The 18,446-nt window shown below is 65.8% G+C and carries 21 protein-coding genes; 15 read left to right on the top strand and 6 right to left on the bottom strand.

Annotation, left to right across the window (positions count from 1 at the left end):
• Nucleotides 1-306: 306 nt before the first annotated feature.
• Entirely contained in the window at nt 307-1,047 is a 741-nt protein-coding gene (locus QOD90_RS22040) for an SDR family oxidoreductase (protein WP_526353046.1), read from the bottom strand.
• A 172-nt stretch (nt 1,048-1,219) separates the two neighbouring features.
• Here QOD90_RS22040 and QOD90_RS22045 point away from each other — a divergent pair, with 172 nt between their 5' ends.
• Nucleotides 1,220-1,474: a DUF6480 family protein gene (locus QOD90_RS22045; RefSeq protein WP_526353048.1), complete on the top strand. Its 255-nt coding sequence runs from the start codon at nt 1,220-1,222 to the stop codon at nt 1,472-1,474.
• Between the two features lie 71 nt (nt 1,475-1,545).
• Here the strand turns inward: QOD90_RS22045 and QOD90_RS22050 are convergent, their stop codons facing one another.
• The gene (locus QOD90_RS22050) at nt 1,546-1,731 is read right to left on the bottom strand and encodes a hypothetical protein (RefSeq protein ID WP_526353050.1); all 186 of its coding nucleotides are present in this window, start codon (nt 1,729-1,731) and stop codon (nt 1,546-1,548) included.
• A gap of 105 nt (nt 1,732-1,836) precedes the next feature.
• On the opposite strand from QOD90_RS22050, the gene QOD90_RS22055 reads away from it, so the two are divergent.
• Genes QOD90_RS22055 through QOD90_RS22065 form a run of 3 tightly spaced genes read left to right on the top strand, consistent with a single transcriptional unit; the run spans nt 1,837 to nt 4,705 of the window.
• Nucleotides 1,837-2,631, top strand: coding sequence for an SDR family NAD(P)-dependent oxidoreductase (locus QOD90_RS22055; RefSeq protein WP_526353052.1), 795 nt, complete (start codon nt 1,837-1,839; stop codon nt 2,629-2,631).
• The gene (locus tag QOD90_RS22060) at nt 2,632-3,111 is read left to right on the top strand and encodes an SRPBCC family protein (RefSeq protein WP_526353085.1); all 480 of its coding nucleotides are present in this window, start codon (nt 2,632-2,634) and stop codon (nt 3,109-3,111) included.
• Entirely contained in the window at nt 3,104-4,705 is a 1,602-nt protein-coding gene (locus QOD90_RS22065) for a phytoene desaturase family protein (RefSeq protein WP_526353054.1), read from the top strand. The genes QOD90_RS22060 and QOD90_RS22065 overlap by 8 nt, the downstream gene beginning before the upstream one ends.
• Before the next feature lie 16 nt (nt 4,706-4,721).
• Here QOD90_RS22065 and QOD90_RS22070 read toward each other — a convergent pair whose 3' ends face one another.
• A complete protein-coding gene (locus QOD90_RS22070; RefSeq protein WP_526353056.1) occupies nt 4,722-4,949 on the bottom strand; it encodes a hypothetical protein in 228 nt (75 codons plus the stop codon).
• 201 nt (nt 4,950-5,150) lie between these two features.
• Between QOD90_RS22070 and QOD90_RS22075 the strand changes: the two genes are divergently transcribed.
• Nucleotides 5,151-5,687 carry a cysteine hydrolase family protein gene (locus QOD90_RS22075; protein WP_526353058.1) on the top strand — a complete coding sequence of 179 codons (537 nt, stop codon included), beginning with the start codon at nt 5,151-5,153 and terminating at the stop codon, nt 5,685-5,687.
• A gap of 38 nt (nt 5,688-5,725) precedes the next feature.
• Here QOD90_RS22075 and QOD90_RS22080 read toward each other — a convergent pair whose 3' ends face one another.
• A complete protein-coding gene (locus tag QOD90_RS22080; RefSeq protein ID WP_526353060.1) occupies nt 5,726-6,157 on the bottom strand; it encodes a DUF4383 domain-containing protein in 432 nt (143 codons plus the stop codon).
• Nucleotides 6,158-6,427: 270 nt separating this feature from the next.
• Here QOD90_RS22080 and QOD90_RS22085 point away from each other — a divergent pair, with 270 nt between their 5' ends.
• The 4 genes from QOD90_RS22085 to QOD90_RS22100 all read left to right on the top strand — a co-directional run bounded on the left by QOD90_RS22085 (nt 6,428) and on the right by QOD90_RS22100 (nt 9,865).
• Complete coding sequence (locus tag QOD90_RS22085; RefSeq protein ID WP_526353062.1) at nt 6,428-7,126, top strand: HemK2/MTQ2 family protein methyltransferase; 699 nt, start codon at nt 6,428-6,430, stop codon at nt 7,124-7,126.
• A gap of 258 nt (nt 7,127-7,384) precedes the next feature.
• Entirely contained in the window at nt 7,385-7,942 is a 558-nt protein-coding gene (locus tag QOD90_RS22090) for a CsbD family protein (RefSeq protein ID WP_526353064.1), read from the top strand.
• Nucleotides 7,943-7,968: 26 nt separating this feature from the next.
• The gene (locus tag QOD90_RS22095) at nt 7,969-8,646 is read left to right on the top strand and encodes an IF2 family translation initiation factor (protein ID WP_526353066.1); all 678 of its coding nucleotides are present in this window, start codon (nt 7,969-7,971) and stop codon (nt 8,644-8,646) included.
• A gap of 28 nt (nt 8,647-8,674) precedes the next feature.
• Nucleotides 8,675-9,865, top strand: coding sequence for a zinc-dependent alcohol dehydrogenase (locus QOD90_RS22100; protein ID WP_526353068.1), 1,191 nt, complete (start codon nt 8,675-8,677; stop codon nt 9,863-9,865).
• A 63-nt stretch (nt 9,866-9,928) separates the two neighbouring features.
• Here QOD90_RS22100 and QOD90_RS22105 read toward each other — a convergent pair whose 3' ends face one another.
• On the bottom strand, nt 9,929-11,386 hold the full coding sequence (locus QOD90_RS22105; protein WP_526353070.1) for an aminotransferase class I/II-fold pyridoxal phosphate-dependent enzyme: 1,458 nt from the start codon (nt 11,384-11,386) through the stop codon (nt 9,929-9,931).
• A gap of 85 nt (nt 11,387-11,471) precedes the next feature.
• Here QOD90_RS22105 and QOD90_RS22110 point away from each other — a divergent pair, with 85 nt between their 5' ends.
• On the top strand, nt 11,472-11,693 hold the full coding sequence (locus tag QOD90_RS22110) for an HVA1 family protein (RefSeq protein ID WP_526353072.1): 222 nt from the start codon (nt 11,472-11,474) through the stop codon (nt 11,691-11,693).
• Complete coding sequence (locus QOD90_RS22115; protein WP_526353074.1) at nt 11,694-12,041, top strand: DUF3140 domain-containing protein; 348 nt, start codon at nt 11,694-11,696, stop codon at nt 12,039-12,041. It abuts the gene before it with no gap.
• Nucleotides 12,042-12,060: 19 nt separating this feature from the next.
• Here the strand turns inward: QOD90_RS22115 and QOD90_RS22120 are convergent, their stop codons facing one another.
• Nucleotides 12,061-12,750 (bottom strand): phosphodiesterase, encoded by a 690-nt coding sequence (locus QOD90_RS22120; protein WP_526353076.1) that lies wholly within the window; start codon nt 12,748-12,750, stop codon nt 12,061-12,063.
• 163 nt (nt 12,751-12,913) lie between these two features.
• Between QOD90_RS22120 and QOD90_RS22125 the strand changes: the two genes are divergently transcribed.
• The 4 genes from QOD90_RS22125 to katG all read left to right on the top strand — a co-directional run.
• Complete coding sequence (locus tag QOD90_RS22125) at nt 12,914-15,019, top strand: catalase (protein ID WP_526353078.1); 2,106 nt, start codon at nt 12,914-12,916, stop codon at nt 15,017-15,019.
• 67 nt (nt 15,020-15,086) lie between these two features.
• Nucleotides 15,087-15,770: an ANTAR domain-containing protein gene (locus QOD90_RS22130; RefSeq protein WP_526353080.1), complete on the top strand. Its 684-nt coding sequence runs from the start codon at nt 15,087-15,089 to the stop codon at nt 15,768-15,770.
• 66 nt (nt 15,771-15,836) lie between these two features.
• Nucleotides 15,837-16,280 (top strand): Fur family transcriptional regulator, encoded by a 444-nt coding sequence (locus QOD90_RS22135; RefSeq protein WP_526353082.1) that lies wholly within the window; start codon nt 15,837-15,839, stop codon nt 16,278-16,280.
• Nucleotides 16,281-16,325: 45 nt separating this feature from the next.
• The coding region (gene katG, locus QOD90_RS22140; protein ID WP_526353084.1) for a catalase/peroxidase HPI at nt 16,326-18,446 on the top strand (2,121 nt) is incomplete at its 3' end.

Genomic DNA, 18,446 nt, shown 5'->3' on the forward strand with positions numbered 1-18,446 from the left:
TCCGCGGCAGGCGAGTCGGGCGTCGGCGCACTCGCAGGCGACGTGCTTTCGTCACGGGGGACGGAGACCTCGAGCATGTCGGACTCGGTGGACGGCGCTTCTGGTGCCAGAGTGTCTACAGTCATCGTTGCGGCGATTTCCTTCCGAATTGCGCCCGCAGCGAGCGGGCCGGTGAGGAAGCCATTAGAACACACGTTCGACGGGTCGACCAGTCGCGGCACCCGCGTGTCGCGGGGTAACGCGTCGACGAATCTCTTGAGCCGCAAACCATCTCAGCAGCGCAAGATCGCCTGCGCCGCCGTCGGTTCAGGCAGTCATCAAGTAGTCGGCCCCGCCGACGTAGGCGATGCTGGTCGGCATCGAGGTATCGATCGCATTGGTGATCGCCGCGGCGAACTCACTCACCGTCGGTAACGGAGCGTGGGTCCGGCGAGCGTCCACGGCACCGGGGTCGCGCCGCTCTAGCAGCCGGACGATGATGGTGCCGTCGATCATGTCGCCGGAGACCACGGTCAGGTGGACCCCGGCACGCTCGAACTCGGAACGCATTGCGTACAAGGCGGTTTCGCCGGCACGCTTGCTCGCGGCGACCGCGGTGTAGCCCTTCGGCACGGCCTTGTTGGGAAAGAAGTGCGCCTGGTGACTCGTGACGAAGACGATGCGTGCGCCAACCGGCATCAGCGGTAGGGCCAGGGCCGCCAGGCGCCGCTGGGCATCGCGGTTCAGCCGCATGGCATAGCCTGGGTCGGCTCCGAGCTCGAGACCGCCCGATGCATTGAGGATCAGTGCGTCCAGCCGTCCGAAGCGAGCCTTGATCTCGTCGACCAACCTGGCCGACTCGGCCTCATCGGAGATGTCGGCGCCCAACGTCGAGGCGTGTCCACCTGCGCTGCGGATGGCTTCGGCGACGGCGTCCGCCCGTGCGAGCTTCTCGCGATAGTTGACGACGACGTGCGTGTCCGCTCGGGCGAGTTGCCGTGCGACTTCGGCGCCGATACCCCTCGATCCGCCGGTCACCAGGACGATCCGCGTCGGTTCATCTCGCATGTCGGTTCCCTTCGTACTGCCGATTCATCTGGCTGTCGTCACAACGTACACCTCTTTTTAAGAAAAATAAGAGCAACATAAGGTAACGGTAAGGCATCACTCGTGGTTTGAGGCCCACGGCGTGCGGGGATGCTTCCTCGGAACTCGTCGACGGGAGGGTATGGGTGATGCCATGACGGCACTTCCGCCAGATCCGGATCCCGCCGAAGCGGCCTCAGTCGACGCCGGTGGAGGCATCGAACCCGGTGACACCCCACCGGATTCGGCGCAGACCTCGGCGTCGGCGAATCAGAATCCGCCGCCCCGGCACAAACGCACGCCCACCATGGTCGCGATGCTGATCGCCGTCGGCGTCTTGTTCGCGATCTTCCTGACGGTGTCGGTGCTGTACTTCCTCCAGGTGATCGGCGTCATGGACCGGTGGTGATCAGCGCGGCGGGTTCCGCCGTTCGGGCGATGTGATCAGTAGAGTTCCGCGAGCGAACCTAGCAGCTACCGCTATTGCTGGGTTCGCGCCTCGGCGCCGCTCTCACCGGCGTCGAAGTCGTCGTCACTGCCCGTACGGCCCACGTAGGACCCGTCGCCTTCACCGTGCTTTCCGGCCCGCGAGGTGGCCACCTTTGGGTCGGACTCGACGTCGGACTCACTCTTGTCGCTGTCATTGCCGTCATTGCCGTCAGTCATCGTGTTGGCCCTTCCATCGACTTCGCACGACGTACCCGGGGACGCCACCACGCAATCCTGTCGGCGCGAGGGTTTCACCACCGGTGAGTCGGGTAGCTCGTCTTCATGACGGGCGGGAATCAATTGGCACTGGTGACGGGTGCCTCGAGCGGCATCGGGTACCAGCTGGCTCGAATACTCACCGACGAGGGATACGACGTGATCGTCGTCGCCGAGGACGACGGCATCCACGACGCCGCCGCGACACTGAACGGCGAGGGCCGCGAGATCGTCGCTCTGCAACGGGACCTCCGACTTCCAGACGCCGTACGAGACGTCTACGAGTCGGTGCGACGACTGGGGCGACCACTGGAAGTCGTTACCCTGAACGCGGGTACCGGCCGTGCTGGACGCTTCGTCGACGACGACCTACAGACCGACCTGAACGTCGTCGATCTCAACGTGCGCTCCACGGTGCACCTGGCGAAGCTGGTGCTGCCCGCGATGGTCGAGCGCGGGGCGGGCAAGGTGTTGTTCACCTCGTCCATCGTGGCGATGATGCCCGGCTCGTACCAGTCGGTGTACAACGCATCGAAGTCGTTCGTGCAGTCCTTCGCCGAGGCGCTGCACGACGAACTTCGCGACACCGGCGTGACGGTCACGGCGTTGATGCCCGGTCCGACCGACACCGACTTCTTCCGTAGGACCGGCATGCTCGACACACCGGTGGGCGCGATGCCGGGGAAGGACGACCCGGCCAAGGTTGCCCGACAGGGGTACGACGCGTTGATGCGCGGCGATCAGAAGGTCAGCGCCGAATCGGTGCTCACCAAGGCCGTCAGTGTCGCGAGCAAGGTTCTACCCGATTCGGTGAAAGCTACTGCGAATCGCCTCATTTCCACTCCGACCGAACGGCATTGAATCGTGAACGAGCCCGAAGAAGCGCACAGTTCGTTGACCGTCTGCCGCGAGACCACGGCCACCCGACGACAAGTGTGGAACGTGATGGCCGACGGCTGGACGTACTCCCAATGGGTGGTCGGCAACAGCCGGATGCGCGCCGTTGATCCCGCATGGCCGTCGCCCGGCAGCACCATCTCGCATTCGATCGGCATCTGGCCCGCGGTGATCAACGACGAGACGCTCTGCGAGGAGAGCGTGCCGTTGGAACGTCTCGTTCTGCTTGCCAAGGGGCGTCCGCTGGGCGCTGCGCGAATCACGTTGCGACTGTTCGACATCGATGGAGGATGTCGGATCGAGATGTCCGAGGTGCCCGTCAGCGGGCCGATGAAGTTTGTGCCGCGGCGGGTCGCGCTGGCCGCGGCGTGGCCCCGCAACCGGGAGTGCACCTGGCGTTTGGCGGCTCTCGCCGAACGACGTCCGGCTCCGGCCGATGGTTAGGGCCTCGGGCGCCGAGGCGGATGCAGTCGTCATCGGAGCCGGACACAATGGGCTGGTCGCCGCGGCCATGCTCGCCGACGCCGGCTGGGACGTCGTGGTGCTGGAGGCGCAGGACGAGCCGGGCGGAGCGGTGAAGAGTGCCGAACTCACCACCGGCTTCGTGAGCGATCTCTACAGCGCCTTCTACCCACTGTCGGTGGTGTCACCCGCGCTGGGCATGCTCAACTTGGAGGACCACGGACTGCGGTGGACCCATGCCCCTTCCGTCGTTGGCCACCCCCGGTGCGCCGACGACGAGGACGCCGCGATGATCTACCGCGACGTGGATCAGACCGCTGCCGCTCTCGATGAGCGCGACCCTGGTGACGGCGAGCGCTGGCGGCAACTGTTCGACCAGTGGCAACGGCTGAAGGAACCGCTGCTGGCCACGCTGTTCTCGCCGTTCCCACCGATGCGGGGTCCGCTGCGATTGCTGCGCCAGCTGGGTACTGGCGAGGCGCTGCGTTTCGCGCATCAGATGCTGTTACCTGCTGGAGTGATGGCGCAGCACCTGTTCCGGGGCGACGCGGCTCGACTTCTGTTGCTGGGCAACGCCATGCACGCCGACGTGCCGATCGATGCGCCGGGTAGCGGGGTGATGGGATACCTGCTGATCATGATGGCCCAGGACGGCGGGTTTCCGGTACCAGTTGGCGGGGCCGGTCAGCTGACGGCGGCGCTGGTCGCTCGCGCCCGCTCTGCCGGCGCGCGCATCGAGTGCGGCCGACCGGTCGAAGCCGTGGAGGTCCGCGGCGGACGTGCCGTCGCAGTCCGCACCTCCGACGGCGCCGTCGTGCGAATCCGTCGGGCGGTGATTGCCGACACCTCTGCGCCGCAGCTCTATCAACGGTTGCTTCCCCCCGATGCGCTGCCCGCGGCAATGCTGCGCAGCCTAGAGCGCTTCGTCTGGGACACACCGGTGTTGAAGATCAACTACGCGCTGAACGCCCCGATTCCGTGGCGGTCGAAAAACTTGAACGACGCGGGGACGGTTCACCTGGGGGCTGACCACGACGGGTTGATCCGGTGGATGGCCGACTTGAATACGGCGACCGTACCGCAGAATCCGTTCATGCTGTTCGGGCAGATGAGCACCGCCGATCCCACGCGCTCACCCCCAGGCACCGAAAGTGCCTGGGCCTACACGCATCTTCCGCGTGGAGTGGCAGACGACGACGCGGCAGCCGTCCTCGCTCAGCGCGTCGACCGCGTGCTGGAGGATTACGCGCCCGGCTTCCGCGACAACATCGTCGGCAAGACGATTCAACGTCCATCCGACCTGGAGGCCAGCGACGCCAACCTCCATACCGGAGCGGTCAACGGCGGTACATCCCAGCTCTTCCAACAGCTCGTCTTCCGCCCGGCGCCAGGGTTTGGGCGGGCCGAGACCCCCGTGGAGAACGTCTATCTCGGCAGTGCCGGAGCTTCGCCGGGTGGGGGAGTCCACGGGGTGTGCGGTCGCAACGCCGCGAATGCGGCGCTGGCCAACGACGGTCCCACCGGTTGGCCACGGCGACGGTTGAACCGAACGGTCCTCTCTTTGATGACGCGTTGAGCCCGTTACCTCAGCCCTAAGTGATGGCGGGCCGCGACATCGAGTGGCTCTGCGTCGATGCGTCCTCGTCGACTTGCCGCCAGCGGCTGTAGGTCACGGTGCGACAGACGAGTCGACCATCGCCGATCATGTCCAGCGTTCGATGAGCGTCGGCCAACTCGCTGGTAATGACCAGGATGGACTTGCTGGTTGCGGTTTGGATGCCGTACTCGATCACGGACTTTCCCATGTTGCGTGTAGTCACGGGGTGTCCCTTCGTCGTGGTCCGGTATCGGACCATGTCAAGGCCTTACCCCCGACTGGCGCGAACGAACCGCGCGGCGAAAGCGAAGTCGAACAGCGGGTTGTTTTGGCGGTCCCGCGCGGGGGAAATTGTCTGCAGCGCGACAACTGTTCTCGGGTCTAGCGAAGGGTGACCGATGTCCGGCAGAAAATTCAGCCAGCCATGAGCGACACCGCGATTCTGGTTGTCGACATGCTCAACGCCTACCGGCATGCCGATGCCGACGCGTTGATACCCAACGTCGTGCCGATGGTCGAACCTCTCGCTGGACTGCTGGCACGCGCTCGGGACCTCGAGGACGTCGACGTGGTGTACGTCAACGACAACTACGGCGACTTCACCGCAGATCATCGCGACATCATCGCGGCGGCGCTCGACGGTCGCCGGCCGGACCTCGTCGAGCCGATCGTGCCATCGGAGGACTGTCGCATCCTGACCAAGGTGCGCCACAGCGCGTTCTACTCGACGCCGCTCGCATACCTGCTGGACAGATTGCAGACCAAGCGAGTCATCATCTCCGGCCAGGTGACCGAGCAGTGCATCCTCTACACCGCGCTGGACGCCCACGTGCGGCACTTCGAAGTGGTGATTCCGCCTGACGCGGTCGCACACATCGATGCCGAGATGAGTGCCGCTGCGCTGAAGATGATGCGCGTGAACATGGGCGCGCTGCTGTTATCCGCGACGGAGTGCGTCTAGCCAGGCGATACGCACTCCGTCGCGGCCATTCGCCTTGGCTAGCGCCTGTTCTGCTCAGACGTGGTGCCCGCGTTGGTGACCGGTGTTTCGCTGCTGGCCCTTGCGCGTCCCAAAGCGATGCCGAGCGCCAGCATGGCGGCCGCCAAAACTAGGTGCAGCCAGTTGTCCGCAGTGTTGACGGGGACGAAGTTCATGCTGCTCTCACGGTCGATGACCAAGCCGTAGAGGAAGAGGACCAAGTAGATCAGCCCACCACCGATGAGGTAGCCCCGAGCGTTGCTGAAGGTACGGGCCAGCGCGATGCCGGCCACACCGAAGGCCAAGTGCACGATGTTGTGCAGAACCGACACGTTGAAGACCCCGAGTAGGGCTGCCTCGGAGTGGTGTCCGGCAAAGCTCAGCTGGTCGTAATTTGCCGTGATGCCGGGAACGAATCCCAACACGCCAACGAGAAGGAAGACCGCGCCCATGGCAAGTGCGGCCTTCTGAACGGGCGTTCGGACTGGTGAGGCGGACTTCGTAGACGGCGAAGAATGTTCGGGGATGGGCATGAGCGGCCTTTCGTCGTAGGTGGTCGCAGGTCCCTTGGGCTAAGAAAACCCGACGACGCGAGGGCAGATACCCGGCGCGAGTACGCCCAAACGCACGCGCATTTTGCGCCGCAGGGGTTTGGCCGCGATTGCCGCGGGCATACCGCTCACGCGTTCAGCAAGCAGCGCTCGGCTCTTCAGGAGGCTGTCATGACAACGTTCTTGCCCGCATTCACCTCTGTCGGCGATCTGACGGTTCCCCCGGATGTGTATGCACCGCAGGAGGATTCACAGCTGCTCATCGACACCATGGCGCGGATGCCCGGCGTGGCGCGCGGCCGCGCCGCGGACCTGTGCACGGGTAGCGGCGTCCTCGCCATCGCGGTAGCCAGGGCCGGCGCCTCCGACGTGGTCGCCTTCGACATCAGTGCGAGCGCGGTACGCGCAGCTCGAACCAACGCGCGTGCTGCCGGCGCGTGCGTGGAGGTCAGACACGGCTCGTTCGACCACGCACGAATTCGTGGCGGATACGACCTCGTGGTCAGCAACCCTCCCTACGTACCCGCCCCGCAGCATGACGACGAACCGATCCCCGTCGCAGCGGGTCCTGCCGCGGCATGGAACGCGGGTCCCGACGGCCGGCTGGTCCTCGACCCGTTGTGCCGCGAAGCGCACGAGCTACTCGCGCCGGGAGGCACTCTGCTGCTGGTGCACTCTGAGTTCTCTGGAGTGGGGGACTCGCTAACCGCCTTGCGGGCCAGCGGCCTCAGTGCCGAAGTGGTTGCCGCTCAGGAGATTCCCTTCGGTCCCGTCCTGACCGCCCGAGCGCGCTGGCTGGAACGAACCGGTCGGCTGCGCCCGGGCCGGCGCCTGGAACGTCTGGTGGTCATTCGGGCGGACAAGGCGTGACGCCGGCGCGGGAGAGCGGCGCCGACACCATTCACGCCCGGATTAGCGTTCTGCACTTGACCCACTTGCGGAGGTTTGAGACGGCTATAAACGAGCATTCCCATCAAGAGCCCACGCTCCCCGGCGCGTCCAGACACGGCGCGCTGCACTGGTCGAGCAGGCCGTCGCGCGCACTGAATGGTGCTGCGGGGCAGCGGAACGCTCTGACAACACCGTGGACCTCGCTTTGCAGCGTTGTTCCCACGTCAGGAGGAAATAATGACTGAGCACGACAAGGCCGACGAAGCTCGCAAGGGATTGATCGATTCGATCAAGGGCAAGGCGAAGGAGATTGCGGGCGCGGCCATCGGAAATGATTCGCTCACTGCCGAAGGCCAACTCGAGCAGACGCAGGCTCGGGAGCGCAAGGAGGCGAACAGCGTCGAAGCGGTCGCAGACGCCGAAGCCGAGCAGGCTCGCGCGGAAGCGACCGAGGCACGGCTCGAAGGGGCTGAAGAGCGTATCGCGGTCAGTGCGCGTACGGCTGCGATCGACAGCGCGGTGGTGACGGAACAAGCCGCCCAAAAGGCCACCGCCGAACGGACGGCACAGGAGAACCTCGCTCGACAGGAGGCGCGGGCCGAGCACGATGCTGCCCAACAGGTCGAGCGGGCCAGCGCCCAGGAACGGGTCGACGTGCGGGCTGCCGCAAGCGAAGTCGCCGAGGCCACCGACGAGCATCAGCGCGCGGTTAGGGACGCCGCTGAAGCCCGTAGCGAAGCCGATGAGGCACGACGGCGCGCCGATCAATTGACCGACCACGCCGACCTGCCTTGAGCATTCACAACCAACAGGAGCTAGCCATGAGCATTACGACGATTCCACGTACGATCCTGCGATTTCAATATCAATTGGTCCGACTACCGCTCCAAGTGATCGAGGAGAGGGTCGTTGCGCGCTTGGGCGCCGAAGCACCCGCCCGGCTCGTATTCGAGCGCACGCTCGGAGTGTTGGACGCCACCGTCGGAAACGCCCTTGGCGACCCCAGGCTGGCGCGGCAGGGCGCCTCGCTTGCCAAGCGGAGCGATGAACTGGCTCGCGCGGCTCGGCTCGATGCGGCTGCCTCTCAGGACTTGAAGCAGGCCGACGCCGAATACAGGGCGTCGCGTGAAGACGCCGTCGAGGAGGTGCAGGAGGCTCACGCGGCCAAGGAAGAGGCGATCGAAGGGGCGCTGAGCTCCGTCGAGGAGCGCAAACGCGCCGCCGCCGATCGGGCCGAGAAGTCGGCGGGCGCTGCGAAGCGGCAGGCCGATGACGTGGCCGCGCGGCGCAAGGAGGCGGCACGGGAGGCCGAGCGCGAGGACCGGCGTCGGATCGAGGCTGCGCAAGAGAAGGCCGCTGCGGCCGCGACGTCCAAGCTCGACGACGCCCGGACCCGGCGTGAAGAAGCCGATGCCAAACGCGCACAGGCCAATCGAGTAGAGCAGCTAGCCGAGGTCGAGAAGCAGAAGCGTCAGACCAACCGGTCGACGAAGTCCTGACCGTCATCACCGACCCGAGGGAGTAGTCATGCGAGCAGTCACGTGGCACGGCAAGCGCGACGTCCGAGTCGACACGGTGCCGGATCCGACGATCGAAGACCCCACCGACGTCATTGTCGCGGTCACCTCTACCGGCATCTGTGGTTCAGACCTACATCTCTACGAGGTGCTTGGGCCGTTCCTCGACGAGGGAGACATTCTCGGCCACGAGGCCATGGGAGTCGTTGCGGAGGTCGGACCGGAGGTGTCGGCGCTACGCGTCGGCGACCGAGTCGTCGTGCCGTTCAACGTGTCCTGCGGCGAGTGCTTCACGTGCGGCCAGGGCCTGCACTCACAATGCGAGACGACCCAGGTACGCGATCAGGGTAGCGGCGCGGCCCTGTTCGGATACACCAAGCTCTACGGCCAGGTGCCGGGCGGCCAAGCCGAGTATCTGCGGGTGCCGTTCGGAAACCGGCTACCCGTGGTAGTCCCAGAAGGTCCGCCCGACGACCGCTTCGTCTACCTGTCGGACGTGTTGCCAACGGCGTGGCAGGCCGTGCAGTACGCGGGCGTGCCGGCAGGAGGGAGTCTGGCCGTCCTGGGTCTCGGCCCGATCGGTGACATGTGCACTCGGGTTGCCCGTCACCTCGGAATCGAGAACGTCATCGGCATCGACCGGGTCCCCGAGAGACTTCAGCGCGCCGCCGCGCGGGGGACTACGGCGATCGACCTCGACGAGCACGGCCGTGACATCGGCGACGTGGTTCGTGGATTGACCGATGGCCGCGGCCCCGACGCGGTGATCGACGCAGTGGGCATGGAGGCACACGGTTCACCGGTCGCGAAGCTTGCGCACCAGGCCGTGGGACTGTTGCCCGACGTGGTGGCCTCGCCGCTGATGAAGGCCGCCGGTGTGGACAGATTAGCCGCCTTGCAGCTGGCCATCGAGCTCGTGCGCCGGGGCGGGACGATTTCGATTTCCGGGGTCTACGGGGGTGCGGCGGATCCACTTCCCTTGCTGACCATCTTCGACAAACAGATTCAACTGCGGATGGGTCAAGCCAACGTGCACCGGTGGGTGCCAGACATCCTGCCGCTCCTCACCGACGACGACCCTCTTGGCGTGGACGACTTTGCCACCCACCGGCTTCCTCTCGAAGAGGCGCCCGATGCCTACGCGACGTTTCAGCAGAAGAAGGACGGCATGGTCAAGACACTGCTGCGCCCCGCGTCGTGACCGACGTGGCGGAGAACGCAGAAGAACCGCCAGACTGACTGCCTTACAACAGAAGTACCGCCGTCAGCGCACTACCCGAAAGGACCGCATGGTCGGGTCGACGGGGTCGGGCAGGGTCATCCCCGCTTCCGCGCCGGACCGCAGATAGTCGATGACGGGCTCGTTGAGCCGTTCGCCGGGAACGATCGCCGGGATTCCGGGCGGGTAGGGCGTGACCTGTTCGGCGGCGACGCGCCCGACGGCCTCGTCGGAAGGCACCATTTCCGTCGGGCCGAAGAACGCGTCGCGTGGCAGCATCACCGTCTCCAATTCGAGCTCATCCGGCGAGGGCAGATGGATGGCGTGGGGCTTGTCGAAGGTCTCGGAAGTCTTGCGCCAGCGCCAGAGTGCGTCGACCAGACGCTCGGTGCTTGCCGTGTCGTCAGCGAAGGACAACGTCGCCAAGATGCGGCGATGATCCGACATGCCGAGATCGAGTCGACAATGCTCGCGCAGCCAATCGGCAACCTGGTAACCGCTGCAACCGGTGGCTGAGACGTCGATCAGGATCTGAAGGCGGTCCAGGTCGTGCGATGCCTCCGCGCCCAGGAGCTCATCGTCGAGGACCTCGACGTCGGGGATCTCTTCGATGGCGTCGCGGGTCCGAGCGGCCAGGCCGAGCGCCGCGCCGAGTAGCTCGCGGCCGGACGTGACCATCTGGCGGCGCCAGCCATCCATCGCGGCATACACCATCACGTTGGGGCTCGTCGTCATCAGTAAGTCGGCGCACTTGGAGAGGCGCTGGCGGTCGACCAGGTCGCCCTGGACGTGAAACACCGAACCTTGCTCGAACCCGGCGCCCATCTTGTGCACGCTGACCACGCAAACGTCAGCGCCCGCGTCCATCGCCCAGGTCGGCAGGTCCTCGTGGAACGGAAGGTGGGCGCCCCACGCCTCGTCGACGATGAGTGGTTTGCCGCGTTCGTGGCATACGGCCGCGATCCCTGAGATGTCGGCGCAGGTGCCGTACGGGCTGGGACTGACGATGAGTGCCCCTGCCGCATCGGGATTCGCGCGCCACGCGGCGGCGACCTGTTCGGGCGACGGCGGGTGTGACAGATGCCGCATGGCGTCCCACTGCGGTGTCACCCACCGTGGTTGGACGCCGGCGAAGATCAGTCCAGCCACCACCGACTTGTGGCTGTCACGTCCCAGTATCAGGCCCCTGTCGCCGCCCGCGACGGCCATCATCGCCGCCTTCACCGACAGCGAGCTGCCGCACGTCGAGAAGAACGCGCTCGACGCGCCAACGGCGTCGGCCATCAGGTCCTCGGCCCTGGCGAGGTAGCGATTGCTGCTTCGCCGATCATCGAGGCCGTTACTCGCGAGCACGTCGGCTCGAAACGGCTCGTGGCCGAGGACTTCGAGCACCCGCTCGTCGGCACCCCTGCCTTGGCGATGCCCGGGCGGCGTGAAGCCATATCGACCTTGGGCGTGGTAGTCGGTGAGCGCCTCCAACAGGGGTGCCTGCGCGTGATCCATGCGTCATGGAGTACCCGAGGTGAGAACGGTGCAACCACGATGGCTGTAGAGGTCTAAACGTTGCGTCCGCGGGTATCTGGCCGTCATGAGCAAGCAAGAATTCAGCAAGGGCGACAAGGTCAGCTGGCAGAGCCACGGCAGCACTGCGGAGGGCACCGTCGAGGAGAAGATCACGTCCGACCAGACCGCGGCCAAGCGAAAGGTGCGGGCCTCCAAGGACGATCCGCAGTACCGGGTCCGCAGCGACAAGAGCGGTAACGACGCCGTGCACAAGCCCGCCGCGCTCAAGAAGCGGTCGGGCAAGTAGATGGCCGACGCAGACGGCGAGGACCAGCAGACGTGGAAGGATTTCGGTGACGCCGTCAACATGACCGCGTCGCAGCTGAGGGCGTGGCTCGACGACGACAAGTCGAAGTCGGTGGGTCAAAAGTCGGGCGGCAGCTCGGAATCGACGGGACATGCCAGTGGCCGGCACATCGTGAAGATCCTCGATGCGAAGAAGGCCGACCTGACCGATGGCGACTACGCACACATGCGCAAGGTGGTCGGCTACGTCAAACGCCATCTCGCACAGCGGCCTTCCGGCGACGTCAGTGACTCCACGTGGCGCTACTCATTGATGAACTGGGGCCACGATCCCGCTCGGAAGAGCTGAGCCGCGTCGTCGGCTCACGTCAGAAGGCCGCCTCGTCAGGCGCGTCGCGGCCTCGCCGGCTGCGCCGATAGGCGCGTTCCCGCAGCCGGGTCAGCCATTCCGGTCCCAGCTCGACGTCGGGCGCTGAGTTGCGGCTGGGATCGAAGGACACGTCGTGATCGGCGTCGGTCGGGATGATCGTCGTCAAGGTGAGGATTGCCAGCGGTTCGAAAGGTCCTGTGCCATGCGCCTGTTCGACGTTGAATGCGACGCCGTCGGCAGCGATCGCGGCGCGCACGGCGTCGAGTGACACCCCGTCGGCCAACGGTGTGGTCATCTCCGCCTTGAGCCACCACCAACCATCGGCGCGGTGTAGCGGCATCAGCGTCGAAAGCGTCGTTCCGGTGAACGACGTCGTTGGCCGCAACGCAAAGCGGGTCAGAAGGCCGCTGCCCGCGGACACCATCAGCACGTCCCATGGCGTCGTCGCGGGTTCGCGCGGTGGCATCCGCCAGGCCAGACCGATGAGGTCCGGGAGCCCCCCTGGAACGCCGACCGCCTTCGACACCCGCGCCAGGACGTCGGCGGATTCGACCGGCAGGCCCTCGCCCGGCGGGGCAACTCGTTGCAGGCGCCCCTCGGCAAGCACGCCCACTGGGTGAAACACCCTGCGACGTCGCACTGCGGAGCCGAGCTGCAATGGCAGCGCGACGATGTCCGACACCTTCATTCGTTCTCTCCCTTCGGGAAATCGTTGAATGACCCGTACCCGATCGGCGCGGACGCAAAAGTCATCGGCGTTCGTCTGCTTGCGTTTCTGCGGTTGGGGTAAGTGGAGGCGCAGACGGTCAACGAGTGGCCGTTCAGCCAGCCGAACCCACGCAGGAGACGCCATGCCACCGCGCAAGCCCGATCAGTCGGCCCCGACGCCCGCAAGCCCGACCGGAGTCACCACCGATACTCGGAGTCCCGATCCTCGCGCGCAGTCAGGCACCTACCTCACGACCGCGCAGGGTGTGCGTCTGCCGGACACCGACCATTCGTTGAAGGCCGGACCCCGTGGTCCGACACTGATCGAGGACTTCCACCTCAGGGAGAAGATCACCCACTTCGACCACGAACGCATCCCGGAGCGTGTCGTGCATGCCCGCGGCGCAGCGGCGCACGGCGTCTTCGAGTCCTACGGCACGGCAGCCACGGTGACGAAGGCCGGCTTCCTCGGCAAGAAGGGCACCAAAACGGAGGTGTTCACCCGCTTTTCGACGGTGCTGGGCTCCAGGGGCTCCGCCGACACGGTTCGGGACACCCGCGGGTTCGCGGTGAAGTTCTACACCGAAGAGGGCAACTTCGATCTCGTCGGAAACAACATGCCCGTCTTCTTCATCCAGGACGGCATCAAGTTCCCTGATGTGATTCACGCCGCCAAACCGCATCCGGACAGGGAGATTCCGCAGGCGCAGTCCGCGCACGACACGTTCTGGGACTTCGTGTCGCTGCACACCGAGGCGACCCATCACGTCCTCTGGAACATGAGCGACCGAGGCATTCCGCGCTCGTACCGCACCATGGAGGGCTTCGGCGTGCATACCTTCCGCCTGGTCAACGCCGCGGGGGAGACCAGCCTGGTGAAGTTCCACTGGAAGCCCGTCGCCGGGGTGCACTCACTGGTGTGGGAGGAGGCGCAGATCGCCGCCGGGTGCGATCCGGACTTCCACCGTCGCGACATGGCCGACGGTATCGAAGCCGGCGCCTTCCTCGAATACGAGCTCGGCATCCAGGTGATGCCCGACGACGGCACCGACAGCTTCGAGGGGATCGACCTGCTCGATCCGACCAAGCTGGTTCCCGAGGAACTCGCTCCGGTTCAGCTGATCGGCAAGATGACGCTGAATCGCAATCCCACCAATTACTTTGCCGAAACCGAGCAGGTCGCCTTCCATACCGGAAACCTGGTGCCCGGGATCGAGCCGACCAACGACCCGCTGATGCAGGCTCGACTCTTCTCCTATCTCGACACCCAACTCACCCGGCTTGGTGGGCCGAACTTCACGCAGTTGCCGATCAACCGGCCCCACTGCCCGGTCAACGACATGCTGCGTGACGGCATGCACCAGACCGCAATCCACACCGGTGTCGCGCCCTATCACCCCAATTCCATCGACGGGAACGAACCGCAGCCGGCGGACGAGAAGCACGGTGGCTACGTCCAAACCCCGCGCGCCATCGAGGGATCGGCGGTGCGGGCGCAACCGGCGTCGTTCGACGACCACTTCTCGCAAGCGACCATGTTCTACCGCAGCCTGAGTGCCTTGGAGCAGGCGCATGTCGTCGAGGCGTTCACCTTCGAACTCGGCAAGGTCTACGAACAGGAGATCAAGGAGCGCGAACTGCTGGTGTTGGCCAACGTCGACGCCGCTCTCTGTGAACAGGTGGCAGCTGGTCTTGGACTACCGGCGCCGAAGGGCACTCCCGCCGAAGACGTCGTCGTCTCGCCGGCACTGGTGCAGATGGTGGCAGAGCCGGGCCGCATCGACGGCCGCAAGGTCGGCATCATCGCCGACTCCGGCTCCGACCTCGCGGGCATCGCGAAGCTGGTGAAGGCGACCGCAGCGCTCAACGTGAGCGCCCTGGTCATCGCGCCGGCCGGCGGCACCCTGAAGTCGGGGCGGCGATCGGTGACCGTTGATCGGACGTTCGCCACGGCGCGTTCGATCGAGTTCGACGCGCTCGTCGTCGCCGGCGGCACCACGGCCGCCGACATCAAGCTCGTCGTGCTTCTGCAGGAGGCCTTCCGACACTGCAAGTCCGTCGCCGCGTGGGGCGACGGTGCCGCGGTGCTCAAGGCGGCCCGCATCCCGGCCAAGGGTCCGGGACTGTCGCTGGCCGACGACGTCGACAAGGACTTCACGGCGGGGCTGGCGGCCGCACTCGGCGTGCACCGCGCCTGGGACCGGGCTCCGAAGGTGATGGCGTCGGCAGTCCCGCCCGCCGGGCCGTAGCGAGGTAGCGCGGGACCTCGGGTATCGCGGCGCCGTTTGAACTCGGGCGTGCGAGGAACTCATAGGCATGAGCCCAGTGAATTCAGACCTCGCGCTTCGGATGGCTGAGTTGGCGCGCAACATCGCCAGGCCGCGGACGGCAGACCACATCCTCAAAGACGTCGCGGCGGCAGCGGTCGAACTAATCCCTGGTGTGCATACGGCTGGGATTCTGCTGATCAAGGGACGTGGTCAGTTCGAATCGATCGGTACGACGTCTGACATTCCGCATGAACTCGACGAACTGCAGATGCGTTTCGGCGAAGGTCCGTGCCTTCAAGCCGCGTTGGAGGAGGTCGTCGTGCGGACCGACGACTTTCGCGACGAGCAGCGCTGGCCCAAGTACAGTCCTGCGGTCGTCGAACTGGGCATTTTGAGCGGCCTGTCGTTCAAGTTGTTCACCGGCGACCGCACGGCCGGAGCCTTGAACCTCTTCGGGTATGAGGCGGTCACCTGGGGCGTTGACGCCGAAACGACGGGTGCGGTGCTGGCGGCTCACGCGGCCGCCGCACTCGTCGCGCACCGCCAGGAGGTCGAACTCCAGACGGCATTGCTGACACGGGATCGGATCGGGCAGGCCAAGGGCGTCATCATGGAGCGCTACAACATCGACGACGTGCAGGCCTTCGAAATGTTGAGACGCCTTTCGCAAGAGTCGAATACCAAGTTGACCGATCTCACCGACCGCGTCATCGCCACGATCGGCACCTGATTTGCGACATCAGACACGCGCGGCCATCTCTTGACTGACTCCAGTAAACCGACGAAGGTGGCTGACGTGGACACCGCCGACGAACTGCGTCAGCTGTTGCGTGAATCCGCCCTGCGGGTCACCCGTCCCCGGATCGCCGTCCTCGCCGCGGTGTACGCCCATCCGCACTCCGATACCGAGTCGATCATCCGCGCAGCTCGCGAGCACGCGCCCGAGGTGTCGCATCAAACCGTGTACGACGCCCTGAGCGTTCTGACCGCCGCAGGCCTGATCCGACGGATCCAGCCGTCGGGTTCGTTGGCGCGCTACGAGTCACGGGTGGGGGACAACCATCATCACACCGTGTGCCGTTCCTGCGGCGTCATTGCGGACGTGGACTGCGCCGTCGGCGAGGCGCCGTGCCTGACGCCAAGCGACGACCGAGGTGCGTTGGAAGGCTTCATGATCGACGAGGCCGAAGTCATCTACTGGGGTTTGTGCCCCGAGTGTGGAGAAGTTCGTAGTTCTTGATCACAACCGTGATCGCAGCCCCATCACCCCGATGAAAGGAATCTCGTGTCGTCCGATACGTCCGACAGCCGCCCACCCACCCCTGACGCCCCCACTCACAGCAACAGTGAGAGCGAGAACCCGGCGATCAAGTCGCCGGAGCCGAAGGTCCACGCCCCGCTTAAGAACCAGGACTGGTGGCCCGAGCAGATCGACGTGTCGGTGCTGCACGCCCACTCGAACAAGGGAAACCCGCTCGGCGACGACTTCGACTACCCGACGGAGTTCGCGAAGCTCGACGTCGATGCGCTCAAAGCGGATGTGATCTCGGTGATTACCACCTCGCAGGACTGGTGGCCTGCGGACTACGGCAGCTACGCCGGCCTGTTCATCCGGATGAGCTGGCACGCCGCGGGCACCTATCGCACCTACGACGGGCGCGGCGGTGCAGGGCAGGGCATGCAGCGCTTCGCCCCGCTGAACAGCTGGCCCGACAACGCCAACCTCGACAAGGCCCGTCGGCTGCTGTGGCCGGTCAAGCAAAAGTACGGCAACAAGATCTCCTGGTCCGACCTGCTGGTGTTCGCGGGCAACGCGGCACTCGAGTCGGCGGGCTTCGAGACGTTCGGATTCGCCTTCGGCCGTCCTGACTTCTTCGAGCCGGAGGAGGTCATCTTCGGTGAGGAAGAGGAGTGGTTGGGCACCGACAAGCGCTACTCCGGCGCTCGGGATCTCGAAGAGCGCTACGGCGCCACCACCATGGGCTTGATCTACGTCAATCCCGAAGGCCCCGAAGGTAAACCGGATCCACTGGCCGCCGCGCACGACATCCGCGAGACGTTCGGCCGGATGGCGATGAACGACGAGGAGACCGCCGCCCTGATCGTCGGAGGCCACACCCTCGGCAAGACCCACGGCGCGGGCGATGGTGACCTGGTCGGTCCCGAGCCGGAAGGTGCGCCGATCGAGCAGCAGGGTCTCGGGTGGAAGTGCGCGTTCGCCTCAGGCAAGGGCAAGGACACCGTCACCAGTGGTCTCGAGGTCGTCTGGACGGCCACTCCGACGCAGTGGAGCAACGGCTATCTGGAACTCCTCTACGGCCACGAGTGGGAGCTGACGAAGAGTCCCGCCGGGGCCTGGCAGTTCGAGGCCAAGGACGCCGACGCGATCATCCCCGACCCGTTCGGTGGGCCGGCCCGCAAGCCCACGATGCTGGTCACCGACGTGTCGATGCGGGTCGACCCGATCTACGGCCCCATCACCCGGCGCTGGCTCGACCACCCCGAGGAGATGGACAAGGCGTTCGCCAAGGCCTGGTACAAGTTGCTCCACCGCGACATGGGTCCGATCTCGCGGTACCTGGGGCCGTGGATTGCCGAGCCGCAGCTGTGGCAGGACCCGGTGCCCGCCGTGGATCATGCGCTCGTCGACGAGGCGGACGTCGCCACGTTGAAGGCCAAGGTGCTCGAATCGGGACTGTCGGTTCCGCAACTGGTCAAGACGGCGTGGACGTCGGCGACCAGCTTCCGCAGCACCGACAAGCGCGGGGGTGCGAACGGGGCACGTATTCGTCTTGAGCCGCAACGCAATTGGGAGGTCAACGAACCGTCCGAGCTGGCCAAGGTGCTGCCGGTGCTCGAACGGGTCCAGCAGGACTTCAACTCCTCGGCCTCGGGCGGCAAGAAGATCTCCCTCGCCGACCTGATCGTGCTTGGCGGGTCTGCCGCCATCGAGAAGGCCGCCAAGGACGCCGGCTACGAGATCACGGTGCACTTCGCTCCTGGGCGCACCGATGCCTCGCAGGAGGACACCGACGTGGACTCGTTCGCGCTGCTCGAGCCCCGCGCCGACGGCTTCCGCAACTACGTCCGTCCTGGCGAGAAGTTGGCCCTCGAGAAGCTGCTGCTGGAGCGGGCCTACCTCCTCGACGTCACCGCTCCCGAACTGACGGTGCTCATCGGCGGGTTGCGGGTGCTCGGTGCCAACCACGGCGGCAGCTCGCACGGCGTCTTCACGGCTGACAAGGGTGCGTTGACGAATGACTTCTTCGTCAACCTCCTCGACGTGGCCACCGAGTGGAAGCCATCGCAGAGTTCCGAGAACGTCTACGAGGGGCGGAACCGCACGTCCGGCGATCTCACGTGGACCGCCACCGCCAATGACCTGGTCTTCGGGTCGCATTCGGTG

Origin of the sequence: Mycobacterium sp., assembly GCF_032161845.1 — a bacterium.
GTDB lineage: Bacteria > Actinomycetota > Actinomycetes > Mycobacteriales > Mycobacteriaceae > Mycobacterium.

What these genes read in the sequence shown, in the direction of transcription:
- QOD90_RS22075 (WP_526353058.1), top strand. Translation starts at nt 5,151, where the DNA reads ATGAGCGACACCGCGATTCTGGTTGTCGACATGCTCAACGCCTACCGG.
- QOD90_RS22080 (WP_526353060.1), bottom strand. Translation starts at nt 6,157, where the DNA reads ATGGGCGCGGTCTTCCTTCTCGTTGGCGTGTTGGGATTCGTTCCCGGC.
- QOD90_RS22120 (WP_526353076.1), bottom strand. Translation starts at nt 12,750, where the DNA reads ATGAAGGTGTCGGACATCGTCGCGCTGCCATTGCAGCTCGGCTCCGCA.
- QOD90_RS22090 (WP_526353064.1), top strand. Translation starts at nt 7,385, where the DNA reads ATGACTGAGCACGACAAGGCCGACGAAGCTCGCAAGGGATTGATCGAT.
- QOD90_RS22055 (WP_526353052.1), top strand. Translation starts at nt 1,837, where the DNA reads ATGACGGGCGGGAATCAATTGGCACTGGTGACGGGTGCCTCGAGCGGC.
- QOD90_RS22065 (WP_526353054.1), top strand. Translation starts at nt 3,104, where the DNA reads ATGGTTAGGGCCTCGGGCGCCGAGGCGGATGCAGTCGTCATCGGAGCC.
- QOD90_RS22085 (WP_526353062.1), top strand. Translation starts at nt 6,428, where the DNA reads ATGACAACGTTCTTGCCCGCATTCACCTCTGTCGGCGATCTGACGGTT.
- QOD90_RS22115 (WP_526353074.1), top strand. Translation starts at nt 11,694, where the DNA reads ATGGCCGACGCAGACGGCGAGGACCAGCAGACGTGGAAGGATTTCGGT.
- QOD90_RS22040 (WP_526353046.1), bottom strand. Translation starts at nt 1,047, where the DNA reads ATGCGAGATGAACCGACGCGGATCGTCCTGGTGACCGGCGGATCGAGG.
- QOD90_RS22100 (WP_526353068.1), top strand. Translation starts at nt 8,675, where the DNA reads ATGCGAGCAGTCACGTGGCACGGCAAGCGCGACGTCCGAGTCGACACG.
- QOD90_RS22045 (WP_526353048.1), top strand. Translation starts at nt 1,220, where the DNA reads ATGACGGCACTTCCGCCAGATCCGGATCCCGCCGAAGCGGCCTCAGTC.
- QOD90_RS22095 (WP_526353066.1), top strand. Translation starts at nt 7,969, where the DNA reads ATGAGCATTACGACGATTCCACGTACGATCCTGCGATTTCAATATCAA.
- QOD90_RS22125 (WP_526353078.1), top strand. Translation starts at nt 12,914, where the DNA reads ATGCCACCGCGCAAGCCCGATCAGTCGGCCCCGACGCCCGCAAGCCCG.
- QOD90_RS22130 (WP_526353080.1), top strand. Translation starts at nt 15,087, where the DNA reads ATGAGCCCAGTGAATTCAGACCTCGCGCTTCGGATGGCTGAGTTGGCG.
- QOD90_RS22050 (WP_526353050.1), bottom strand. Translation starts at nt 1,731, where the DNA reads ATGACTGACGGCAATGACGGCAATGACAGCGACAAGAGTGAGTCCGAC.
- QOD90_RS22110 (WP_526353072.1), top strand. Translation starts at nt 11,472, where the DNA reads ATGAGCAAGCAAGAATTCAGCAAGGGCGACAAGGTCAGCTGGCAGAGC.
- QOD90_RS22105 (WP_526353070.1), bottom strand. Translation starts at nt 11,386, where the DNA reads ATGGATCACGCGCAGGCACCCCTGTTGGAGGCGCTCACCGACTACCAC.